Here is a 19,223-nt window from a genome sequence, read left to right as displayed (position 1 = left end):
GCGATAGCGTCCATGTGACGTGAATCCCGCCCGCGGTGACCGGGTCGCCCCTCGAGCCGCTGTCCGCCGCATCGGGCATGTGCGAGCATGAAGAGAGAAGTGAAAAGGCGACCACGCGAACGCCCGGCCCGGAATGAATCCGCGGAAACGCCGGTTGCACTGGTCGGCAAGCAGTCTCCGTACAACCCGGGAGAGATGTAGATGTCCGTATCGGACGAGACCACCACCGTCACCGACGGCATCATCCTGACCGACGCCGCCGCGTCGAAGGTCAAGGCCCTGCTCGACCAGGAAGGCCGCGACGACCTCGCTCTGCGCGTCGCCGTCCAGCCGGGCGGCTGCTCCGGCCTGCGCTACCAGCTCTTCTTCGACGAGCGCTCGCTCGACGGCGACGTGGTGAAGGACTTCGGCGGGGTCAAGGTCGTCACCGACCGCATGAGCGCTCCGTACCTGGGTGGCGCCACCGTCGACTTCGTGGACACGATCGAGAAGCAGGGCTTCACGATCGACAACCCGAACGCGACGGGCTCCTGCGCCTGCGGCGACTCCTTCAGCTGAGCCGGCCACCCGCTGACGCGCGAGGCGACGGTCCCCTCCGACGAGGGGACCGTCGCCTCCGTGCGTACCGGGACCCGCTTCGGGGCTAGCCGGCCTGCGGCCGCAGCGCGCCCGGCTTCGTCCTCGGGACCGGCGTGCCGTCGGTACCGGTCACCTCGCGGGTGCCGAGCGGCGCGTCCAGCCGTACCGTCCTCACGTACTGCTGGGCCATGGCGACGCACACCTGGTCCGGGCGGTCCCGCCCGGTCACGGTCAGTGTCACCCGGCCCGCGCTCTCCTTCGCCGACGCCGAGTAGGCGGTGCACACCCCGCCCGAGAAGCTCACCGTCAGCTCACGGCCGTCCACCGTGTAGCCGTCGGCCCGCACGTCGTGCGTGCGGGGCGCCGAGGAAGGCCGGGGGGACGGCGACGCCGGCGCCGACGGCCGTGCCGACGACGGTGACTTCACGAACGCGGGGTCCACCGCCGGGTACGTGACCGTGAAGGTGTCCCGTTCCGCCGGTCCCCGCACCTCGAACAGCCAGGACGGGACCAGGGCCTGCCGCCCGGCGACGGAGTGCGCGGCCAGTCCGAAGACGGCCTTGCGCACGGGGAGCGCGTCGGATTTCCCCGCCGAGCCGGAACCCGAGCCGGAACCCGAGCACGGCTGCTCCAGCCGGTCCTTCAGCGGGACGGGGGTGGCGCAGCCGCCGATGCCCATCCGGTGGCCGCCGCCCGTGTGCGCCGCGTTCATCAGCGCCAGCGTCCGGCGCGCGTCCAGCACGGGGTACGTGTCGCCCTCGGCCGGTGTCGCCAGCATCCCGTGGCCGCCGACCAGCTCGCCCCGCTCGTCCACGATCAACCCGGTCGTCCAGCCGTACGAGGGCAGCCCGCCGACCACCGGATCGGCGTCGACCACCCGGCGGGCGCCCATGATCCGGCTCGCGTCGATCTTCGCGTCGTCCTGGCCCAGCGCCTTCAGCACGGGCGCCGCCGTCCGCCGCGCCGCCGCCGCGCTCACCGGATCGCCGGCCGGGTCCGCCGGGTCCTGCGTGCAGACGGTGACCTTCCGGCAGTTGTCGGTGCCGGGCGCCCAGCGGCTGTAGGTCCAGCTCCCCGCCGCGTCCCGGCTCACCCGGAGCGTCGGCCCGGAGCCGTCCGCGCCCCCGACCCGCCAGCCGCCGCCGTCGGCCACCGGCGCGCCGTCCATGCCGAGGGCCGCGGCCAGCCGGGCCACCCGGTCCTTGCCGACCTCACCCCGGGGGGCGTACACGGGCGCCGAGCCTGGACCGTCGGGCAGCTTCCCGGCGGCCACGTAGGTCACGCCGTACGGGTCCGGCTCACCGGGCGCGATCTCGCCGCCCGTGCCGCCGCCCGCCGAGCCGTCCAGGACCAGCGGCGGGGGAGTGGCACCGGACGCACCGGCGTCCGCCCGCCCGTCCGCGGCGTGCCCCGTGGCGAGGTAGGCACCCCCACCCCCGACCACCAGCACGGCAGCCGCCACGGAAAGGACGACGGCGCGCGAGCGACGCCGCGAGGACGCCCCACGCCCCGCGCCACCGTCCCCGCCACCTCCTGGCACCGGGGAGACCCCGCTGACGTCCGGGACGTCAGCGACTCCGGGAGCGGAGGGAGCGGAGGGAGCGCCGGGAGCGGAGGGAGCGGAGGGAGCGCCGGGAGCCTCGGGTGCTGCCGCGTGAGCCGCGGATACCTCGGGCGTCGCGTGAGGCTCGGAGGCCGCGGACGCCTCGCCGGGCCCGGCAGTCCCGGCAGCCTCGTGCGCCTCTACGGCCTCTGCGGCCGCACTGTCCTCAGGAGTCTCGGGATCCGCGTGAGCTTCGGAGGCCGCGGAACTCTCAGCCCCGGCAGCCCCGGCAGCCTCCGCGGCCCGGGCGGCCGCACCGGCCCCAGATGTCTCGGGGGAGGCTTCCGACGCCTCGGGAGTCCCGGCGGACGCTTCCGGGGGCTCGGGGGCGTCGGAGGCCCCGGAGACCTTGTCGTTCTCAGGAATCTCGGGTCGCTCGCTGCTCACCGCATCGCTCCTCGCCGGCTCGTGTCCCATGTCCCCGCCCGGGGGACGGCGATGGGACGCGTACGAGGAGCGCGCGGTTCCCTGCCCGGTGGTTCCGGCTCAGTCGCCGTAGTCCGACATGGCGTCCAGCAGCCGCGCCGACCGCACCGGTACGTCCACCCCGTGGATCAGCGACGGCGGCACCGGACGGGAGTCGCCGTGCGCGGGGGCCGCCCAGTGCGGAGCCATCCGGGCGCAGTCGCCGCGCAGCGTGGCGAGGCCGCCCTCGAGATCGGCCGGGGCGGTCGAGTTGACCTTGAGGTTCGTCATGCCGGAACCGTAGGCACGCGAGGCGTCGCGAAGAAAGGGCTACTATCGGGTAGTTTTGTCAGCTTCAGCGGCCCGCCCGAGCGGGGTAGCGTGAACTGTCAATCCAGCCTCCCGCAGGAGAATGCCCGTCGTGCGCATCGCAGTCACCGGCTCCATCGCCACCGACCACCTCATGACCTTCCCCGGCCGATTCGCCGACCAGTTCGTCGCGGACCAGCTGCACACGGTCTCGCTCTCCTTCCTGGTCGACAACCTGGACGTGCGCCGGGGCGGCGTCGGCGCGAACATCGCCTTCGGCATGGGCCAGCTGGGCACCGCGCCGATCCTGGTCGGGGCCGCCGGCTTCGACTTCGACCAGTACCGGGCCTGGCTCGACCGGCACGGCGTGGACACCGACTCGGTGCGCATCTCCGAGACCCTGCACACCGCCCGCTTCGTGTGCACCACCGACGCCGACCACAACCAGATCGGCTCGTTCTACACCGGCGCCATGAGCGAGGCCCGCCTCATCGAGCTGAAGACGGTCGCCGACCGCGTCGGCGGCCTCGACCTGGTCCTGATCGGCGCCGACGACCCCGAGGCGATGCTCCGCCACACGGAGGAGTGCCGGTCGCGCGAGATCCCCTTCGCCGCCGACTTCTCCCAGCAGATCGCCCGCATGGAGGGCGAGGAGATCCGGATACTGCTGGACGGGGCGACCTACCTCTTCTCCAACGCGTACGAGAAGGGGCTCATCGAGTCCAAGACCGGCTGGAGCGACGCCGAGATCCTCTCCCGGGTCGGTCACCGCGTCACCACCCTCGGCTCGCGCGGCGTGCGGATCGAGCGGGTCGGCGAGGACCCGATCGAGGTCGGCTGCCCGGAGGAGGACCGCAAGGCCGACCCCACGGGCGTCGGCGACGCCTTCCGCGCCGGCTTCCTGTCCGGCCTGGCCTGGGGCGTGTCCCTGGAGCGCGCCGCGCAGGTCGGCTGCATGCTGGCGACGCTCGTCATCGAGACGGTCGGCACCCAGGAGTACCAGCTACGGCGCGGCCACTTCATGGAGCGCTTCACCAAGGCGTACGGCGACGAGGCCGCCGAAGAGGTCCGGGGTCATCTCGTCTGATCTGCCAGCCGCGGTGGCGTGGGGAGACCGGTCGCGCACTTCCCCACGCCGTCCCCGGGTGAGTCAGCCGATCCGGCGGACGACATAAGCCGTCCCCCGCTCCGCCGGCTCCTCGCCCACGTACTCCTGGCCCCGCATCTCGCACCACGCCGGGATGTCCAGCCGGGCGGCCTCGTCGTCCGACAGCACCCGGACCGTGCCGCCCACCGGGACGTCGCCGATCACCTTGGCCAGCTCGATGACCGGGATCGGGCACCGCTTGCCGAGGGAGTCGACGACCAGCTCCTCCGTCTCCGCTGCCGGTGCGGCGGCCGGCGCCGGAGCCGGTGCGCCCAGCTTCTCCCGTACGCCCGCCACCACTCCGGGCAGCACGTCCAGGAACCGCTCGACGTCCTCCGCGGCCGTCCCGGGCGGCAGCGACACCCGTACGTTCCCCTCGCTCAGCACCCCCATCGCCCGCAGCACATGGCTGGGAGTCAGGGTGCTGCTCGTGCAGGACGACCCGGAGGAGACGGAGAAGCCCTCCCGGTCCAGCTCGTGCAGCAGGGCCTCGCCGTCGACGTAGAGACAGGAGAAGGTGACGATCCCCGGCAGCCGCCGCCGAGGGTCCCCGACCACCTCCACGTCCGCCACCAGCTCCGGCACCCGCGCCCGGATCCGCTCCGTCAGCTCCCGCAGCCGTTCCGCCTCCTGGGCGGCCTCGGCCCGTACCGCCCGCAGCGAGGCAGCGGCCGCGACGATCGCCGGGAGGTTCTCGAATCCGGGCGCCCGGCCCGACTCCCGCTCGTCCACGGGCCCTTGCGCGGCGAACCGCACGCCCTTGCGCACCACGAGCAGTCCCACCCCCGAGGGGCCGCCCCACTTGTGCGCGCTCGCGGCCAGCAGCGACCAGTCGCCCTCCACCGGGCCCCAGCCCAGCGACTGCGCGGCGTCCACCAGCAACGGCACCCCGGCGGCCCGGCACACGCCGGCCACCTCGGCGACCGGTTGCACGGTCCCCACCTCGTGGTTGGCCGACTGCAGACAGGCCAGCGCGGTGTCCTCCCGCAGCGCGTCCGCGAAGGCCGACGGGTCCACGGCTCCGGCCCGGTCGACGGCCACCGTGGTCACCGCACCGCCCCCGGCCTCGAACGACTCAGCCGAATGGAGTACCGAGGAGTGTTCGACGGCTGACACGATCAGGTGGCGCCCCGTCCGCCGCCGCCCGGCCAGGGCTCCGGCGATCCCGGTGTGCAGGGCCCGGGTCCCGGAGGAGGTGAACACCACCTCGTCGGCCCGGCACCCCACGGCCTCGGCCACCGTCTCCCGCGAGGCGTCCAGCAGCATCCGGGCCCTGCGGCCCTCCCGGTAGAGCCGCGCGGGATCCGCCCATCCCTCGTCCAGGGCGGCCAACAGCGCTTGGCGGGCCACGGGATGGAGGGGAGCGGCGGATGCGGCGTCGAAGTAGGGCACAGGGCAACGTTAAGACTTCGGCGGGACCGGTCCACCGGGGGGCGCGAAGAACGGCGCGACCAGCCACGACGCCTCCCGCGCCCGCTCGTCAAACCGCGACAACCCGAGCTATTAGGCGCTCAATCCCACCCTTAAGGAGGGACCGGCGGCGCGTATGGCACCCTCCCCGCGAACCCTCGAAGAGCGTCGGCTAGGGTTTGGTCCGCATAAACATCCAAACCCCTGCCCGACGCAGGGCGGCGACCGACCAGCGAGAAGGCCGCAGCCGACCGCGCGGGCGAGACTCTCGGGAAGGCGCTACGTGAGTCCCAACGGCTCCGACCGCTCGCCGCGGCGCCCGATGCGGCGGAAGCTGCTGCAGGCAATGACCGCGGGCCTGGTCTTGGCGACAGCCACCGGTTGCTCGTACAACTGGGAAGACTTCCCCCGCCTTGGTATGCCCACCCCGACCACGGAAGAGGCTCCGCGGATCCTCTCCCTGTGGCAGGGTTCCTGGGCGGCTGCGCTCGCCGTCGGCGTGCTGGTGTGGGGCCTGATCCTGTGGAGTGCTTTCTTCCACCGGCGCAGCCGCACCAAGGTCGAGGTACCTCCGCAGACCCGGTACAACATGCCGATCGAGGCCCTGTACACGGTGGTCCCGATCATCATCATCTCGGTGCTCTTCTACTTCACCGCCCGGGATGAGTCGAAGCTCCTGGACCTCTCCAAGAAGCCGGACGTCACGGTCAACGTGGTCGGCTTCCAGTGGAGCTGGGGCTTCAACTACATCGCGGACGTCCCCGGTTCCACGGGCAACGCCAAGACCGACAAGAACCTGGCCGCGATTCCGGACCGGTTCAAGACGGACTTCCCGGCCAACGCCGGCGGCGTCTACGACGTCGGTACGCCCGGCACCCGGAACCCGCAGACCGGCAACCCCGGTCCGACGCTCTGGCTCCCCGAGGGCAAGACCGTCCGCTTCGTGCTGACCTCGCGTGACGTCATCCACTCCTTCTGGGTGGTTCCCTTCCTGATGAAGCAGGACGTCATCCCGGGCCACACCAACGCCTTCCAGGTGACCCCGAACCACCAGGGCACCTTCCTCGGCAAGTGTGCGGAGCTCTGCGGTGTCGACCACTCCCGGATGCTGTTCAACGTGAAGGTCGTCTCCCCCGACCGTTACGAGCAGCACCTCAAGGACCTCGCCAAGAAGGGGCAGACCGGTTACATTCCCGCCGGCATCGCGCAGACGCCGCACGAGAAGAACCGGGAGACGAACAACCTGTGAGCATCCTCAACGAACCCCAGGGTGCCGCGGCAGCTGAAGACTCGTACGAGAACGAGCTGCCGGTCAGGCGCAAGCAGCCCGGCAACGTCGTGGTGAAGTGGCTGACGACCACCGACCACAAGACGATCGGAACGCTGTACCTCGTCACGTCGTTCGCGTTCTTCCTGATCGGCGGCGTGATGGCGCTGCTGATGCGTGCCGAGCTGGCCCGTCCGGGCCTGCAGGTCATGTCGAACGAGCAGTTCAACCAGGCGTTCACGATGCACGGCACGATCATGCTGCTGATGTTCGCGACGCCGCTGTTCGCCGGTTTCACGAACTGGATCATGCCGCTGCAGATCGGCGCGCCCGACGTGGCGTTCCCGCGGCTGAACATGTTCGCCTACTGGCTGTACCTGTTCGGCTCGACCATCGCGGTGGGTGGCTTCCTCACCCCGCAGGGCGCGGCCGACTTCGGCTGGTTCGCCTACTCGCCGCTCTCCGACGCGGTCCGCTCGCCGGGCATCGGCGCCGACATGTGGATCATGGGTCTGGCCTTCTCCGGCTTCGGCACCATCCTCGGCGCGGTCAACTTCATCACCACGATCATCTGCATGCGCGCACCGGGCATGACGATGTTCCGCATGCCGATCTTCGTGTGGAACGTTCTGCTGACCGCGGTCCTGGTCCTGCTGGCCTTCCCGGTCCTGGCCGCCGCGCTGTTCGCCCTGGAGGCGGACCGTAAATTCGGCGCCCATGTGTTCGACGCGGCCAACGGCGGCGCACTGTTGTGGCAACACCTCTTCTGGTTCTTCGGCCATCCAGAGGTGTACATCATCGCCCTGCCGTTCTTCGGCATCATCTCCGAGGTCATCCCGGTCTTCTCCCGCAAGCCGATGTTCGGCTACATGGGCCTGATCGCCGCGACCATCTCGATCGCCGGCCTGTCCGTGACGGTGTGGGCGCACCACATGTACGTCACCGGCGGCGTGCTGCTGCCGTTCTTCTCCTTCATGACGTTCCTCATCGCCGTACCCACCGGCGTGAAGTTCTTCAACTGGATCGGCACCATGTGGAAGGGCTCGCTGTCCTTCGAGACACCGATGCTCTGGGCGGTCGGCTTCCTGATCACCTTCACCTTCGGTGGCCTGACCGGTGTCATCCTGGCCTCGCCGCCGATGGACTTCCACGTCTCCGACTCGTACTTCGTGGTGGCGCACTTCCACTACGTCGTCTTCGGCACGGTCGTGTTCGCGATGTTCTCCGGCTTCCACTTCTGGTGGCCGAAGATGACCGGCAAGATGCTGGACGAGCGTCTCGGCAAGATCACCTTCTGGACGCTGTTCGTCGGCTTCCACGGCACCTTCCTGGTCCAGCACTGGCTGGGTGTGGAGGGCATGCCGCGCCGTTACGCCGACTACCTGGCGGCCGACGGCTTCACCGCCCTGAACACGGTCTCGACGATCAGCTCGTTCCTGCTCGGCCTGTCGATCCTGCCGTTCCTCTACAACGTGTGGAAGACGGCCAAGTACGGCAAGCCGGTCGGCGTGGACGACCCGTGGGGCTACGGCCGTTCGCTGGAGTGGGCGACCTCCTGCCCGCCGCCGCGGCACAACTTCCTCACCCTGCCGCGGATCCGCAGCGAATCCCCGGCGTTCGACCTGCACCACCCTGAGATCGCCGCCCTGGAGCAGCTGGAGCACGCCGGTCACGGCAGCGCCATCTCGGGCAGCAAGGAGGCCGACAAGTGAAGATCCAGGGCCGGATGTTCATCTGGCTGAGCTTCTTCCTCCTGGTCATGGCCGTCGTGTACGGCGTGTGGTCGAAGGAGCCGGCCGGTACCACGGCGCTCTTCCTGGCCTTCGGCCTGAGCATCATGGTCGGCTTCTACCTGGGCTTCACCGCCCGTCGGGTCGACGCCGGTGCCCAGGACGACAAGGAGGCCGACGTCGCGGACGACGCGGGCGAGCTGGGCTTCTTCAGCCCGCACAGCTGGCAGCCGCTCGCCCTCGGTGTCGGCGGTGCGATCGCCTTCCTCGGTGTCGCGGTCGGCTGGTGGCTGATCTACTTCGCCGCCCCGATCATCGTGATCGGCCTGTTCGGCTGGGTGTTCGAGTACTACCACGGTGAGAACCGCACCCAGTAGCAGCGCAGCGAACGAAGCGGGAGCCCGGACCCTCCGTCAGGAGAGTCCGGGCTCCCGCCTTTGCCGCAGTGTCCGTCCCCCGAAGGGATTACGTGCCGCGCCGGTAAGCTCTCCGTCTCATAACGTGATCGTATGAATCACTCTCCGCGGACCCGTTCCGTCGTCGGCTGCGCCTTGCTGGTGACCGTCCTCGGCGTGGGCGTCACCGCCTGCGGTTCGGACGGCAACCCCCTGTCGGCCAGGCCGTACGACGCAGCGGACCAGATCTCCTTCAACGGCCCCACCGAAGCGGGTGAGCGGGTCGACCCCGACAAGCCCCTGGAGATCACCGCCAACGGCGACGACGGCCGGATCACCGATGTCACCGCCCAGGACTCCACAGGGCGCTTCGTGGCGGGCGAACTGGCCGCCGACGGCAGCCGCTGGCACAGCACCTCCCCGCTGGCCGCCAACGCCCACTACACGGTCGCGGTGAGCACGGAGGACGACGACGGCGCCCCCGGCCGCAAGGTCCTCAGCTTCGACACCAGCCAGCCGACCAGCAAGAAGCGGCTCACCGTCACCTTCGGCCAGAAACCGGGCCAGTACGGCGTCGGACAGCCCATCACCGCCCAGCTCGACCAGGGCATCAAGGACAAGGGCCAGCGGGCCGTGGTGGAGCGCGCCCTCCGGGTGGATTCCGTACCGGCCGTGCAGGGCTCCTGGTACTGGGTGAGCGACAAGGAACTCCACTACCGCCCCAAGGACTACTGGCCCACGCACGCCACGATCCAGGTGCACAGCAACCTGGACGGGGTGCGCATCAGCGACCGGCTGTGGGGCGGCAAGGCCAAGTCCGTGAAGATCACCACCGGGGACCGGATCGAGGCCGTCACGGACGCCTCGACCCACCAGCTGACGTTCTACGAGAACGGCAAGGCGGTCGAACAGGTCCCCGTCACCACCGGCAAGCCCGGCTTCGAGACCCGCAACGGTGTCAAGGTGGTCCTGGAGAAGCAGTACTTCGTACGGATGCGCGGTACCACCGTCGGCATCGCCGAGGGCAGTTCCGACTCCTACGACCTCCCGGTGTACTACGCCACCCGGGTCACCTGGTCGGGCGAGTACGTGCACGCCGCCCCCTGGTCCGTCGGCTCCCAGGGCTACGCCAACGTGAGCCACGGCTGCACCGGCATGAGCACGTCCAACGCCGAGTGGTTCTTCGACCACATCCACGAGGGCGACATCGTCAGGGTCGTCAACTCCGAGGGCGACCCGATGGAGCCCTTCGGCAACGGCTTCGGCGACTGGAACCTCGACTGGAACAAGTGGCGCGCCGGCAGCGCGCTCGGCAACGGCGCCCAGGACGGCCCGGCGCCCCAGGACGCCCTCCGCCTGCAGCCCACGGCGGTGTGAACGCCGCACGACGCGCGAGGACGCGCGACGGGGCCCTGCCGGGCCTCCGCCGCGCGTCCTCGCGCGTCACGGCCTCTCCTAGGCGCTCAGCAGCCTCTTGCGGCGCAGCTGGGCGGCCAGCGCGGAGGCGAACTCCACCGGGTCCACCGGCAGGGTCACCGCGGCGTCGGCCCGGCTCCAGGTGGCCAGCCACGCGTCCTGGGGGCGGCCCATGAGCAGCAGCACCGGCGGGCAGTTGAACACCTCGTCCTTGATCTGCCGGCACACCCCCATGCCCCCCATCGGCACGGCCTCGCCGTCGAGCACGCAGACGTCGATGCCGCCCTTGTCGAGCTCGCGCAGCACCGCCTCGGGCGTCGCGCACTCGAGGAACTCGACCTGGGGGACATCCGGGGCGGGCCGGCGGCCGGCGGCCAGCCGCACCTGCTCCCGGGTGTTGGAGTCGTCGCTGTACACCAGCACCGTGGCAGTCGGCTGCATGCTTCCTCCGAGACGTCGGCGTCGTACGGGCAGGGCCGTTCGGGCCGGATGTTACTCCCCTGAACACCACGTCAACACCGGTTCGGCGGGGAGCAACACTCCGAACGGCACCCCCCGGAGTGAGGGCGGGATAAGCGACCGACATAATGTCGGTCGTGGCGACAGCAACGACAGTAGAAACCGGGCACGCGCACCCGTCGGTCAACCGGCCGAACCTCACCAGCGTCGGAACCATCATCTGGCTGAGTTCCGAGCTGATGTTCTTCGCGGCCCTCTTCGCGATGTACTTCACCCTCCGGTCGGTGACCGGACCGGCGTACTGGGCGGAGCAGGCGCACGCGCTCAATGTGCCCTTCTCCGCGACCAACACCACGATCCTGGTGCTCTCCTCGCTCACCTGTCAGCTCGGCGTGTTCGCCGCCGAGCGCGGGGACGTGAAGAAGCTCCGTGGCTGGTTCATCCTCACCTTCATCATGGGTGCCATCTTCATCGGCGGTCAGATCTACGAGTACACGGAGCTGGTGAAGAAGGACGGGATCTCCCTGTCCTCCGGCCCGTACGGCTCGGTGTTCTACCTGACCACCGGTTTCCACGGCCTGCACGTGACGGGCGGTCTCATCGCCTTCCTGCTGGTCCTCGGCCGCACCTACGCGGCGAAGAGGTTCACCCACGAGCAGGCGACGGCGGCCATCGTCGTGTCCTACTACTGGCACTTCGTCGATGTGGTCTGGATCGGCCTTTTCGCCACGATCTACCTGATCAAGTAGCCGGGACCGCTCCCGCACATCCAGAAGCATCGACGCAGAAGATCCTGACACCGGGGTAATCCGTGAAAAAGCTCTCCGCACGACGACGCCATCCGCTGGCGGCGGTCGTCGTCCTACTCCTCGCGCTGGCGGCCACTGGGGGGCTGTACGCCGCGTTCGCGCCCGCGAGCAAGGCACAGGCCGATGAATCCTCCCAGTCCCTGACCATCAAGGAGGGCAAGAAGCTCTACGAGGTCGGTTGCGCCAGCTGCCACGGCACCGGTGGCCAGGGCACCTCCGACGGCCCCAGCCTGGTCGGCGTGGGCGCCGCGGCGGTCGACTTCCAGGTCGGCACGGGCCGCATGCCCGCCGCCACCTCGCAGGGCCCGCAGGTCGTAAAGAAGAAGAACATCTACACCCAGGCCGAGATCGACCAGCTCGCGGCGTACATCGCCTCGCTGGGTGCCGGCCCCGCGGTGCCGACGAAGGAGCAGTACGGCCCGGAAGGCGCGGACATCGCCAAGGGTGGCGAGCTGTTCCGCACCAACTGCGCGCAGTGCCACAACTTCACCGGCAAGGGTGGTGCTCTCACCAAGGGCAAGTTCGCGCCGACGCTGGAAGGCGTCGACCCGAAGCACATCTACGAGGCCATGCAGACGGGCCCGCAGAACATGCCGTCCTTCCCCGACACCACGCTGACGGAGAAGAACAAGAAGGACATCATCGCGTACCTGCACGCGGTGGACAGCGACCAGACGACCAACCCCGGCGGTATGGAGCTGGGTGGCATCGGGCCGGTCAGTGAAGGTCTGTTCGCCTGGATCTTCGGTCTCGGCGCGCTGATCGTGGTCGCCGTCTGGGTCGCCGCTCGGACCGCAAAGGCCAAGAAGTCATGAGTAGCCAAGACATTCCAGAAGAGAACCTGCCCGCTGAGCAGGGCCACGCGCACGGCGCCGTGAGCGTCGCGGACGAGGAGAACCCGTTCGCGGACCCGGGGCTGCCGCCCCACGAGCACCGGATCCAGGACATCGACGAGCGTGCCGCCAAGCGGTCCGAGCGCGTCGTCGCCCTGCTGTTCACGGTGTCGATGCTGGCCACGGTCGGCTTCATCGTCTCGTACGTGTCCATCCCGCACGACAAGTCGATCTTCGTCTTCCCGATCGGGCACGTCAGCGCGCTGAACTTCGCGCTCGGCCTGACCCTCGGTGTGGCGCTGTTCTGCATCGGCGCGGGCGCGGTCCACTGGGCCCGCACCCTGATGTCCGACGTGGAGGTCGCCGCCGAGCGTCACCCGATCGAGGCCTCGCCCGAGGTCCGCGCGCAGGTGCACGCCGACTTCCGTGAGGGCGCGAAGGAGTCGGCCCTCGGCCGCCGCAAGCTGATCCGCAACACGATGCTCGGCGCGCTCACCCTGGTGCCGCTCTCCGGCGTCATGCTGCTGCGCGACCTCGGCCCGCTGCCCGGGACCTCCCTGCGCCACACCCTGTGGGCCAAGGGCAAGCTGCTGGTCAACATGAACACGAACCAGCCGCTGCGTCCCGAGGACGTCGCCGTCGGTTCGCTGACCTTCGCCAAGCCCGAGGGACTGGAAGAGGCCCAGGAGGACTTCCAGAACGAGATCGCCAAGGCCGCCCTGATGATCATCCGGATCCAGCCGGACAACATCAAGGACAAGCGCGAGCTGGCATGGTCGCACGAGGGCATCGTCGCGTTCTCGAAGATCTGCACCCACGTCGGCTGCCCGATCTCCCTGTACGAGCAGCAGACGCACCACGTGCTGTGCCCGTGCCACCAGTCCACCTTCGACCTCTCCGACGGTGCCCGAGTGATCTTCGGCCCCGCCGGTCACGCCCTGCCGCAGCTCCGCATCGGCGTGAACGACGAGGGTTACCTCCAGGCGCTCGGCGACTTCGAGGAGCCCGTCGGTCCTGCATTCTGGGAGCGCGGATGAGCACCAACGAGAACAACGAGCGACGCGGCAAGGCGCCGGCCGGCGAGCGAGTCGCCGACTGGGCCGACGGCCGGCTGGGGATCTACTCCCTGGCGAAGTCGAACATGCGGAAGATCTTCCCCGACCACTGGTCGTTCATGCTGGGCGAAGTCTGCATGTACAGCTTCCTCATCATCATCCTGACCGGTGTCTATCTGACGCTGTTCTTCCACCCGTCGATGAACGAGGTGGAGTACCACGGCAGCTACGTCCCGCTCCAGGGACAGCTGATGTCCGAGGCGTTCAACTCGACCCTGCACATCTCCTTCGACGTGCGCGGTGGTCTGCTCATCCGGCAGATCCACCACTGGGCCGCGCTGATCTTCCTCGCCGGCATGTTCGTGCACATGATGCGCGTGTTCTTCACCGGCGCGTTCCGCAAGCCGCGTGAGATCAACTGGCTGTTCGGCTTCCTGCTGTTCGTCCTGGGCATGTTCACCGGCTTCACCGGTTACTCGCTCCCGGACGACCTGCTCTCCGGCACCGGTGTCCGCTTCACCGAGGGCGCCATCCTGTCGATGCCGATCGTCGGCACGTACATCTCGTTCTTCCTCTTCGGCGGTCAGTTCCCCGGTCACGACTTCGTCGCCCGGTTCTACTCGATCCACATCCTGCTGCTGCCGGGCATCATGCTCGGCCTGATGGTGGGCCACCTGATCCTGGTCTTCTACCACAAGCACACGCAGTTCGCGGGTCCCGGAAAGACCGAGAAGAACGTCGTCGGCATGCCGCTGCTGCCGGTGTACATGGCCAAGGCGGGCGGCTTCTTCTTCCTGGTCTTCGGTGTGATCGCGGCGATCGCCGCGGTGACCCAGATCAACCCGATCTGGGCCATGGGCCCGTACCGGCCCGACCAGGTGTCCACCGGCGCCCAGCCCGACTGGTACATGGGCTTCGCCGAGGGTCTGGTCCGCTACATGCCGGGCTGGGAGATCAACTTCTGGGGTCACACGCTCGTCCTGGGCGTGTTCATCCCGCTGGTGCTCTTCGGCCTCGTCCTGGCGGTCATCGCGCTGTACCCGTTCCTGGAGTCCTGGGTCACCGGCGACAAGCGCGAGCACCACATCCTGGACCGCCCGCGCAACGCCCCGACCCGTACCGCGTTCGGTGCCGCCTGGGTGACCGTGTACATGGTCGGCCTGGTCGGTGGTGGCAACGACCTGTTCGCCACCCACTTCCACCTGTCGATCAACGACGTCACCTGGTTCGTCCGGATCTCCTTCTTCGCCGGACCGGTCATCGCGTTCATCGTCACCAAGCGGATCTGCCTGGGCCTGCAGCGCCGCGACCGCGACAAGGTGCTGCACGGTCGCGAGACCGGCATCATCAAGCGCCTGCCGCACGGTGAGTTCATCGAGGTGCACGAGTCGCTCAGCCAGGAGCAGCTGCACACCCTCACGGCTCACCACCAGTACGAGCCGGCCCAGATCGGCGAGACGGTCGACGAGAACGGTGTCGAGCGCAAGGTGACGTCCGCCGAGAAGCTGCGCGCCAAGCTCAGCCACTCCTACTACGGAGGGGACAACCAGATCCCGAAGCCCACCGTCGAGGAGTACAAGGAGATCACGAGCGGCCACGGCCACCACTGATCCCACAGTCGCCACGCCACGCTGAAGGGCCCCGTCCGGGTTACGGACGGGGCCCTTCGCCCTGCCGGGGGCTGGATAGGGTGGCACCACACTCTCCTTTCACGACACTCCTCTTTCACGACACCAGGAGCGGCATATGAACGCTGTGACCCCCGCTGGAGGCGACACCGCGGCGGGCCGCTCCTGGCCCGTCCTGCTGAACGGCCTGCTGGACGGCCACGACCTCTCCGCCGACGACACCGCCTGGGCCATGGACCTGATCATGCGCGGGGAGGCGACGGACGCCCAGATCGCGGGGTTCATGGTGGCCCTGCGGGCCAAGGGCGAGACGGTGCAGGAGATCACCGGCCTCGTGCGGACCATGTACGAGCACGCCAACGTCATCGAGGTGCCGGGACCCGCCGTCGACATCGTCGGGACCGGCGGTGACGGCGCCAAGACGGTGAACATCTCCACGATGTCGTCCATCGTCGTCGCCGGCACCGGAACCCGGGTGGTCAAGCACGGCAACCGTGCCGCGTCCTCCGCCTCCGGCTCCTCCGACGTGCTGGAGAAGCTCGGGATCAACCTGAACCTCACCCCGAAGCGGGTCGCCGAGGTGGCCGACGAGGCCGGCATCACCATCTGCTTCGCGGTGAGGTTCCACCCGTCGCTGCGTCATGTCGCGGCGGCCCGCGGCCAGTTGGGCATCCGGACCACGTTCAACGTGCTCGGCCCGCTGACCAACCCGGCCAAGGTGCGTGCCCAGGCGGTCGGGGTCGCCGACCCGCGCATGGCGCCGATCGTGGCCGGGGTGCTCGCCGAGCGAGGCAACTCCTCGCTGGTGTTCCGGGGCGACGACGGCCTGGACGAGCTGACGACCACGTCCACCTCCCGGGTGTGGGTGGTCCGGGACGGCAAGGTCGCCGAGGAGCGCTTCGACCCCCGGGACGTGGGCATCGACCTCGTCCCCGTGGAAGCGCTGCGCGGCGCCGACGCGACGTACAACGCGGAGGTCGCCCGGCGCCTGCTGGACGGCGAGCCGGGCCCCGTCCGGGACGCCGTGCTGCTGAACTCGGCGGCGGCCCTGGTCGCCCTCACGCCCGGCGACGCACCCCTGGCGGACCAGCTGCGCGCCGGCATGGCGAAGGCCGCCGAGTCCCTCGACTCCGGCGCGGCCAAGCGGGCGCTGGAGCGGTGGGTGGCCGCCAGCAACGCCTAGAGGCCACGGTCGGCGTTCCGCGATCCGGACTCGGGTTGCGGGGCGCCGATCACTTCGCGTACGTTCCCGTACCAGGTCATGAGTGACAGTCATGAGGCCCCGGCCGACTGTCCGGCAACCCTCCGTCCGTGGCGGGGTGCCCCGGGTGAGGACCAGGTCGTGGGCAGCGAGGTCCGCGGCAAGCGCGGACCCCTCGAAAACCAGGGGTCCTGGTCGTCGAGGAGCCTTCCGTGAGCAAGCGAATGCGATAGGGCCGCCGAGCCCCGCCTCCGCACACCCTTCTTCTTTCCTTCCGTACGCGAGCGCCGTACGTCCTCACGGGAGTCACCCATGTCTGTCCTCACCGCTGCCGTCGACCAGTCCGTTTGTGCCCCGCTGCCCGTTCTGGGCCGGGATGTCACCGTCCCGCTCGTCACCGGTGGCGAGGTCACCTACGCGGCGCTCGACTACGCCGCCAGCGCCCCCGCCCTCCAGCGCGTCTGGGACGACGTGGCGGCCTACGCCCCGTACTACGGCAGCGTCCACCGCGGGGCCGGCTACCTCTCGCAGCTCTCCACCGACCTGTTCGAGAACGCCCGCCGCACGGTCGCCGAGTTCCTCGGCTGCCGGCCGGCCGACCAGGTGGTCTTCACCCGCTCGACCACGGACTCGCTGAACCTGCTCGCCCGCGCCCTCCCGGCCGGCTGCCAGGTCTTCGTCTTCGAGACCGAGCACCACGCCTCCCTGCTGCCCTGGCGCGACGCCGAGGTCACCTTCCTCGACGCCCCGCGCACCCCGCGCCAGGCCGTCGAGACCCTGGAGCGGGCCCTGGCCGACCGCGCCCCGCACGGCCCGGCGCTGGTCTGCGTCACCGGCGCCTCCAACGTGACGGGCGAGCTGTGGCCGGTGCGTGAGCTGGCCGCCGCGGCCCACGCGCACGGCGCCCGGATCGTGCTGGACGCCGCCCAGCTCGCGCCGCACCACCCCGTGTCGGTGCGGGAGCTGGACGTGGACTGGGTCGCCTTCTCCGGCCACAAGCTCTACGCCCCGTTCGGCTCGGGCGTGCTGGCCGGCCGCGCCGACTGGCTGACCGCGGCCGACCCCTACCTCGCGGGCGGCGGCGCCAGCCGCAAGGTCACCCGGCGCGAGGACGGGGGAGTGGCCGTGGAGTGGCACGAGAGCGCCGCCCGGCACGAGGCCGGCTCGCCGAACGTCATCGGCGCCTACTCCATCGCCTCCGCCTGCAAGGCGCTCACCGAGGCCGGCTTCGACACCCTGGTCGCCCGCGAGCGGCAGCTGATCGACACGGTCCGCGCGGGCCTGGCCGAGGTGCCGGAGGTCAGGATCCTGTCCCTCTTCGGCGACGACGCCCCGCGCGTCGGCGTGATCTCCTTCGTCGTCGAGGGCTGGAACAGCTCCCACTTCGCCGCCGCGCTCTCCGCCGAGTACGGCATCGGCGTCCGTGACGGCCTGTTCTGCGCCCACCCGCTGGTGCGCACCCTGCTGGGCGCCGACCCCGGGACCCAGGGCGAGTGCGGCGCCCCCGAGGCCGCGCCGGGCGAGAAGTCCCTGAACGCCATCCGGGTCAGCTTCGGCGCGGGCACCCCCGACGAGCACGTCGAGCGTTTCGTGCGCGCGGTCCACGAACTGGTCAGGGACGGCGCCAAGTGGCGGTACCGCACCGAGGACGGCCGCTGCGTCCCGGCCGTCTGACGGCTCCGGGACCCGGGGACACGCCGACAGGGGGCAGGGGCGGCCGCGGCCGCCCCTGCCCCCTGTCGTGGCCGTGACGGGCTAGTTGTCCAGCCCGATCGCGAACGCGGCCTCCAGGTCGTGCTGGGAGTAGGTGCGGAACGCGACGTGCGTGTCGGTGCCCTCGACGCCGGGGATCCTGCTGATCCGGCCGGGGATGACCTCGGCGAGGTCCTCGTGCTGCCGTACCCGGACCATGGCGATCAGGTCGTAGGTGCCGGTGACGGAGAAGACCTCGCTGACGCTCTCCAGCGCGGCGATCTGCTCCGCGATCTCGGGGATCCGGTCCACGCTGGTCTTGATCAGGACGATCGCGGTGATCACGACTGGTTCTCTCCCTCAGGTGCCGGAGCCGCTGCGGACTTCACTCTAGTCGCCCCCGCGCCCGCCACCACCGCCGCTCCGGGAGCCCCGCCCCGGCCCCGCTCCCGTCCGTAGCGCAGCCAGGCGTAGCCGAAGCCGAGGCCGAAGCCGACCAGGTGGGCGAGGTAGGCCACCCCGGGGCCCGAGCCGGAGCTGCCCGCCGCGAGCCACTGCAGCGCCGCCCAGAACGGCAGCACCACCCAGGCGGGGAAGCGCATCGGCAGGAAGAACAGGAAGGGGAGGAGACTGGTCACACGGGCGCGGGGGAACAGGTAGAGGAACGCCCCGAGGACCGCCGAGATCGCCCCGGAGGCGCCCACCAGCGACTGCTCGGAGGCGGCGTTGGCGGCCGCGTAGCCCAGCAGGGCGAGGTAGCCGCAGCCGACGTAGAAGAGGGAGAACTCGACCCGGCCCATCCGTTCCTCGGTCATGACCCCGAAGACGAAGAGGAAGAGCATGTTGCCGAGCAGATGCACCCAGCTGCCGTGCACGAACAGCGCGGTGGCCGGGGTGAGCGCCTCCCGGACCGGGCGGTGGAACAGCTCGGCCGGCACCACGCCCCAGTGCCGGAAGTACGCCCGCTGCGCGGCGAGCAGGGCATCCCCGGCGCCGTAGGCCACCGTCAGCCCCGAGGCCGGTCCGAGGACGAAGAGCAGGGAACACAGGACGATGAGGGTGTACGTGGTGGGTGCGGAGGCGCCCCGGACCGCCCTGAGTGTCCTGCCGGCCGCCGTGCCCCACGTGCTGATCATGACTACAGAGCATGACGTAACGGGACGCAGCCTGACAGACCGCCTCGCCGCCGTGGACGGACGGGCGGCGAGGACCCGGCAGGCCGTAGGGTACGAGCCACACGCGTCGAGGAGCGGCGCGGACCGATCCGAGAAGGAAGCGAACAGGC

The 19,223-nt window shown here is 70.1% G+C and carries 18 protein-coding genes and 1 riboswitch; of the genes, 12 read left to right on the top strand and 6 right to left on the bottom strand.

Translation table 11 applies throughout. The features are described from left to right. Window positions 1-201 precede the first annotated feature (201 nt). Entirely contained in the window at window positions 202-558 is a 357-nt protein-coding gene (locus PV343_RS31400; RefSeq protein ID WP_061919812.1) for a HesB/IscA family protein, read from the top strand. An 85-nt stretch (window positions 559-643) separates the two neighbouring features. On the opposite strand, the gene PV343_RS31395 is transcribed toward PV343_RS31400, so the two are convergent. After that, on the bottom strand, window positions 644-2,041 hold the full coding sequence (locus PV343_RS31395) for a hypothetical protein (protein WP_319150430.1): 1,398 nt from the start codon (window positions 2,039-2,041) through the stop codon (window positions 644-646). 627 nt (window positions 2,042-2,668) lie between these two features. Further along, window positions 2,669-2,878, bottom strand: a complete 210-nt coding sequence (locus PV343_RS31390; RefSeq protein ID WP_319150429.1) for a hypothetical protein — start codon at window positions 2,876-2,878, stop codon at window positions 2,669-2,671. A gap of 130 nt (window positions 2,879-3,008) precedes the next feature. Here PV343_RS31390 and PV343_RS31385 point away from each other — a divergent pair, with 130 nt between their 5' ends. Next, a complete protein-coding gene (locus PV343_RS31385) occupies window positions 3,009-3,983 on the top strand; it encodes a carbohydrate kinase family protein (RefSeq protein WP_319150428.1) in 975 nt (324 codons plus the stop codon). Between the two features lie 63 nt (window positions 3,984-4,046). Here PV343_RS31385 and PV343_RS31380 read toward each other — a convergent pair whose 3' ends face one another. Continuing rightward, complete coding sequence (locus tag PV343_RS31380; RefSeq protein WP_319150427.1) at window positions 4,047-5,435, bottom strand: cysteine desulfurase/sulfurtransferase TusA family protein; 1,389 nt, start codon at window positions 5,433-5,435, stop codon at window positions 4,047-4,049. A 301-nt stretch (window positions 5,436-5,736) separates the two neighbouring features. Here PV343_RS31380 and coxB point away from each other — a divergent pair, with 301 nt between their 5' ends. The 4 genes from coxB to PV343_RS31360 all read left to right on the top strand — a co-directional run bounded on the left by coxB (window position 5,737) and on the right by PV343_RS31360 (window position 10,222). Next, complete coding sequence (gene coxB, locus PV343_RS31375) at window positions 5,737-6,702, top strand: cytochrome c oxidase subunit II (RefSeq protein ID WP_319150426.1); 966 nt, start codon at window positions 5,737-5,739, stop codon at window positions 6,700-6,702. Further along, a complete protein-coding gene (gene ctaD / locus PV343_RS31370; protein ID WP_319150425.1) occupies window positions 6,699-8,432 on the top strand; it encodes a cytochrome c oxidase subunit I in 1,734 nt (577 codons plus the stop codon). The genes coxB and ctaD overlap by 4 nt, the downstream gene beginning before the upstream one ends. After that, window positions 8,429-8,827 (top strand): cytochrome c oxidase subunit 4, encoded by a 399-nt coding sequence (locus PV343_RS31365; RefSeq protein ID WP_319150424.1) that lies wholly within the window; start codon window positions 8,429-8,431, stop codon window positions 8,825-8,827. The genes ctaD and PV343_RS31365 overlap by 4 nt, the downstream gene beginning before the upstream one ends. Window positions 8,828-8,959: 132 nt before the next feature. Further along, complete coding sequence (locus tag PV343_RS31360; protein ID WP_319150423.1) at window positions 8,960-10,222, top strand: L,D-transpeptidase; 1,263 nt, start codon at window positions 8,960-8,962, stop codon at window positions 10,220-10,222. 78 nt (window positions 10,223-10,300) lie between these two features. Here PV343_RS31360 and PV343_RS31355 read toward each other — a convergent pair whose 3' ends face one another. Beyond that, window positions 10,301-10,702: a hypothetical protein gene (locus PV343_RS31355; protein ID WP_319150422.1), complete on the bottom strand. Its 402-nt coding sequence runs from the start codon at window positions 10,700-10,702 to the stop codon at window positions 10,301-10,303. Window positions 10,703-10,848: 146 nt separating this feature from the next. Here PV343_RS31355 and PV343_RS31350 point away from each other — a divergent pair, with 146 nt between their 5' ends. The 6 genes from PV343_RS31350 (at window position 10,849) to PV343_RS31325 (ending at window position 17,920) form a co-directional block, all read left to right on the top strand. Beyond that, entirely contained in the window at window positions 10,849-11,469 is a 621-nt protein-coding gene (locus PV343_RS31350) for a heme-copper oxidase subunit III (protein ID WP_020939548.1), read from the top strand. Between the two features lie 62 nt (window positions 11,470-11,531). Beyond that, window positions 11,532-12,344, top strand: a complete 813-nt coding sequence (locus tag PV343_RS31345) for a c-type cytochrome (protein WP_319150421.1) — start codon at window positions 11,532-11,534, stop codon at window positions 12,342-12,344. After that, window positions 12,341-13,399, top strand: a complete 1,059-nt coding sequence (locus PV343_RS31340) for a ubiquinol-cytochrome c reductase iron-sulfur subunit (protein WP_319150420.1) — start codon at window positions 12,341-12,343, stop codon at window positions 13,397-13,399. The genes PV343_RS31345 and PV343_RS31340 overlap by 4 nt, the downstream gene beginning before the upstream one ends. Next, window positions 13,396-15,027 carry a cytochrome b gene (locus PV343_RS31335; protein ID WP_133922070.1) on the top strand — a complete coding sequence of 544 codons (1,632 nt, stop codon included), beginning with the start codon at window positions 13,396-13,398 and terminating at the stop codon, window positions 15,025-15,027. Before PV343_RS31340 ends, PV343_RS31335 begins: the two co-directional genes overlap by 4 nt. A 136-nt stretch (window positions 15,028-15,163) precedes the next feature. Continuing rightward, a complete protein-coding gene (trpD, locus tag PV343_RS31330; protein WP_319150419.1) occupies window positions 15,164-16,228 on the top strand; it encodes an anthranilate phosphoribosyltransferase in 1,065 nt (354 codons plus the stop codon). Window positions 16,229-16,302: 74 nt separating this feature from the next. Continuing rightward, window positions 16,303-16,419, top strand: a riboswitch (SAM riboswitch). Window positions 16,420-16,558: 139 nt separating this feature from the next. Further along, entirely contained in the window at window positions 16,559-17,920 is a 1,362-nt protein-coding gene (locus PV343_RS31325; RefSeq protein ID WP_319150418.1) for an aminotransferase class V-fold PLP-dependent enzyme, read from the top strand. An 81-nt stretch (window positions 17,921-18,001) separates the two neighbouring features. Here PV343_RS31325 and PV343_RS31320 read toward each other — a convergent pair whose 3' ends face one another. Both PV343_RS31320 and PV343_RS31315 read right to left on the bottom strand, forming a co-directional pair. Continuing rightward, entirely contained in the window at window positions 18,002-18,283 is a 282-nt protein-coding gene (locus PV343_RS31320) for an Lrp/AsnC family transcriptional regulator (RefSeq protein WP_020939542.1), read from the bottom strand. Continuing rightward, window positions 18,280-19,074 carry a rhomboid family intramembrane serine protease gene (locus PV343_RS31315; RefSeq protein ID WP_319150417.1) on the bottom strand — a complete coding sequence of 265 codons (795 nt, stop codon included), beginning with the start codon at window positions 19,072-19,074 and terminating at the stop codon, window positions 18,280-18,282. The genes PV343_RS31320 and PV343_RS31315 overlap by 4 nt, the downstream gene beginning before the upstream one ends. Window positions 19,075-19,223 lie beyond the last annotated feature (149 nt).

It is taken from the genome of Streptomyces sp. WI03-4A (assembly GCF_033792105.1).
GTDB classification, from domain to species: Bacteria; Actinomycetota; Actinomycetes; order Streptomycetales; family Streptomycetaceae; genus Streptomyces; species Streptomyces collinus_A.
This window is presented reverse-complemented; position numbering and strand designations above follow the sequence as displayed.

Bases quoted from the DNA above. Each gene is read 5' to 3' on its own strand.
- PV343_RS31400 (WP_061919812.1), top strand. From the start codon at position 202: ATGTCCGTATCGGACGAGACCACCACCGTCACCGACGGCATCATCCTG.
- PV343_RS31390 (WP_319150429.1), bottom strand. From the start codon at position 2,878: ATGACGAACCTCAAGGTCAACTCGACCGCCCCGGCCGATCTCGAGGGC.
- PV343_RS31360 (WP_319150423.1), top strand. From the start codon at position 8,960: ATGAATCACTCTCCGCGGACCCGTTCCGTCGTCGGCTGCGCCTTGCTG.
- PV343_RS31355 (WP_319150422.1), bottom strand. From the start codon at position 10,702: ATGCAGCCGACTGCCACGGTGCTGGTGTACAGCGACGACTCCAACACC.
- PV343_RS31350 (WP_020939548.1), top strand. From the start codon at position 10,849: ATGTCGGTCGTGGCGACAGCAACGACAGTAGAAACCGGGCACGCGCAC.
- PV343_RS31340 (WP_319150420.1), top strand. From the start codon at position 12,341: ATGAGTAGCCAAGACATTCCAGAAGAGAACCTGCCCGCTGAGCAGGGC.
- PV343_RS31335 (WP_133922070.1), top strand. From the start codon at position 13,396: ATGAGCACCAACGAGAACAACGAGCGACGCGGCAAGGCGCCGGCCGGC.
- trpD (WP_319150419.1), top strand. From the start codon at position 15,164: ATGAACGCTGTGACCCCCGCTGGAGGCGACACCGCGGCGGGCCGCTCC.
- PV343_RS31325 (WP_319150418.1), top strand. From the start codon at position 16,559: ATGTCTGTCCTCACCGCTGCCGTCGACCAGTCCGTTTGTGCCCCGCTG.
- PV343_RS31315 (WP_319150417.1), bottom strand. From the start codon at position 19,074: ATGATCAGCACGTGGGGCACGGCGGCCGGCAGGACACTCAGGGCGGTC.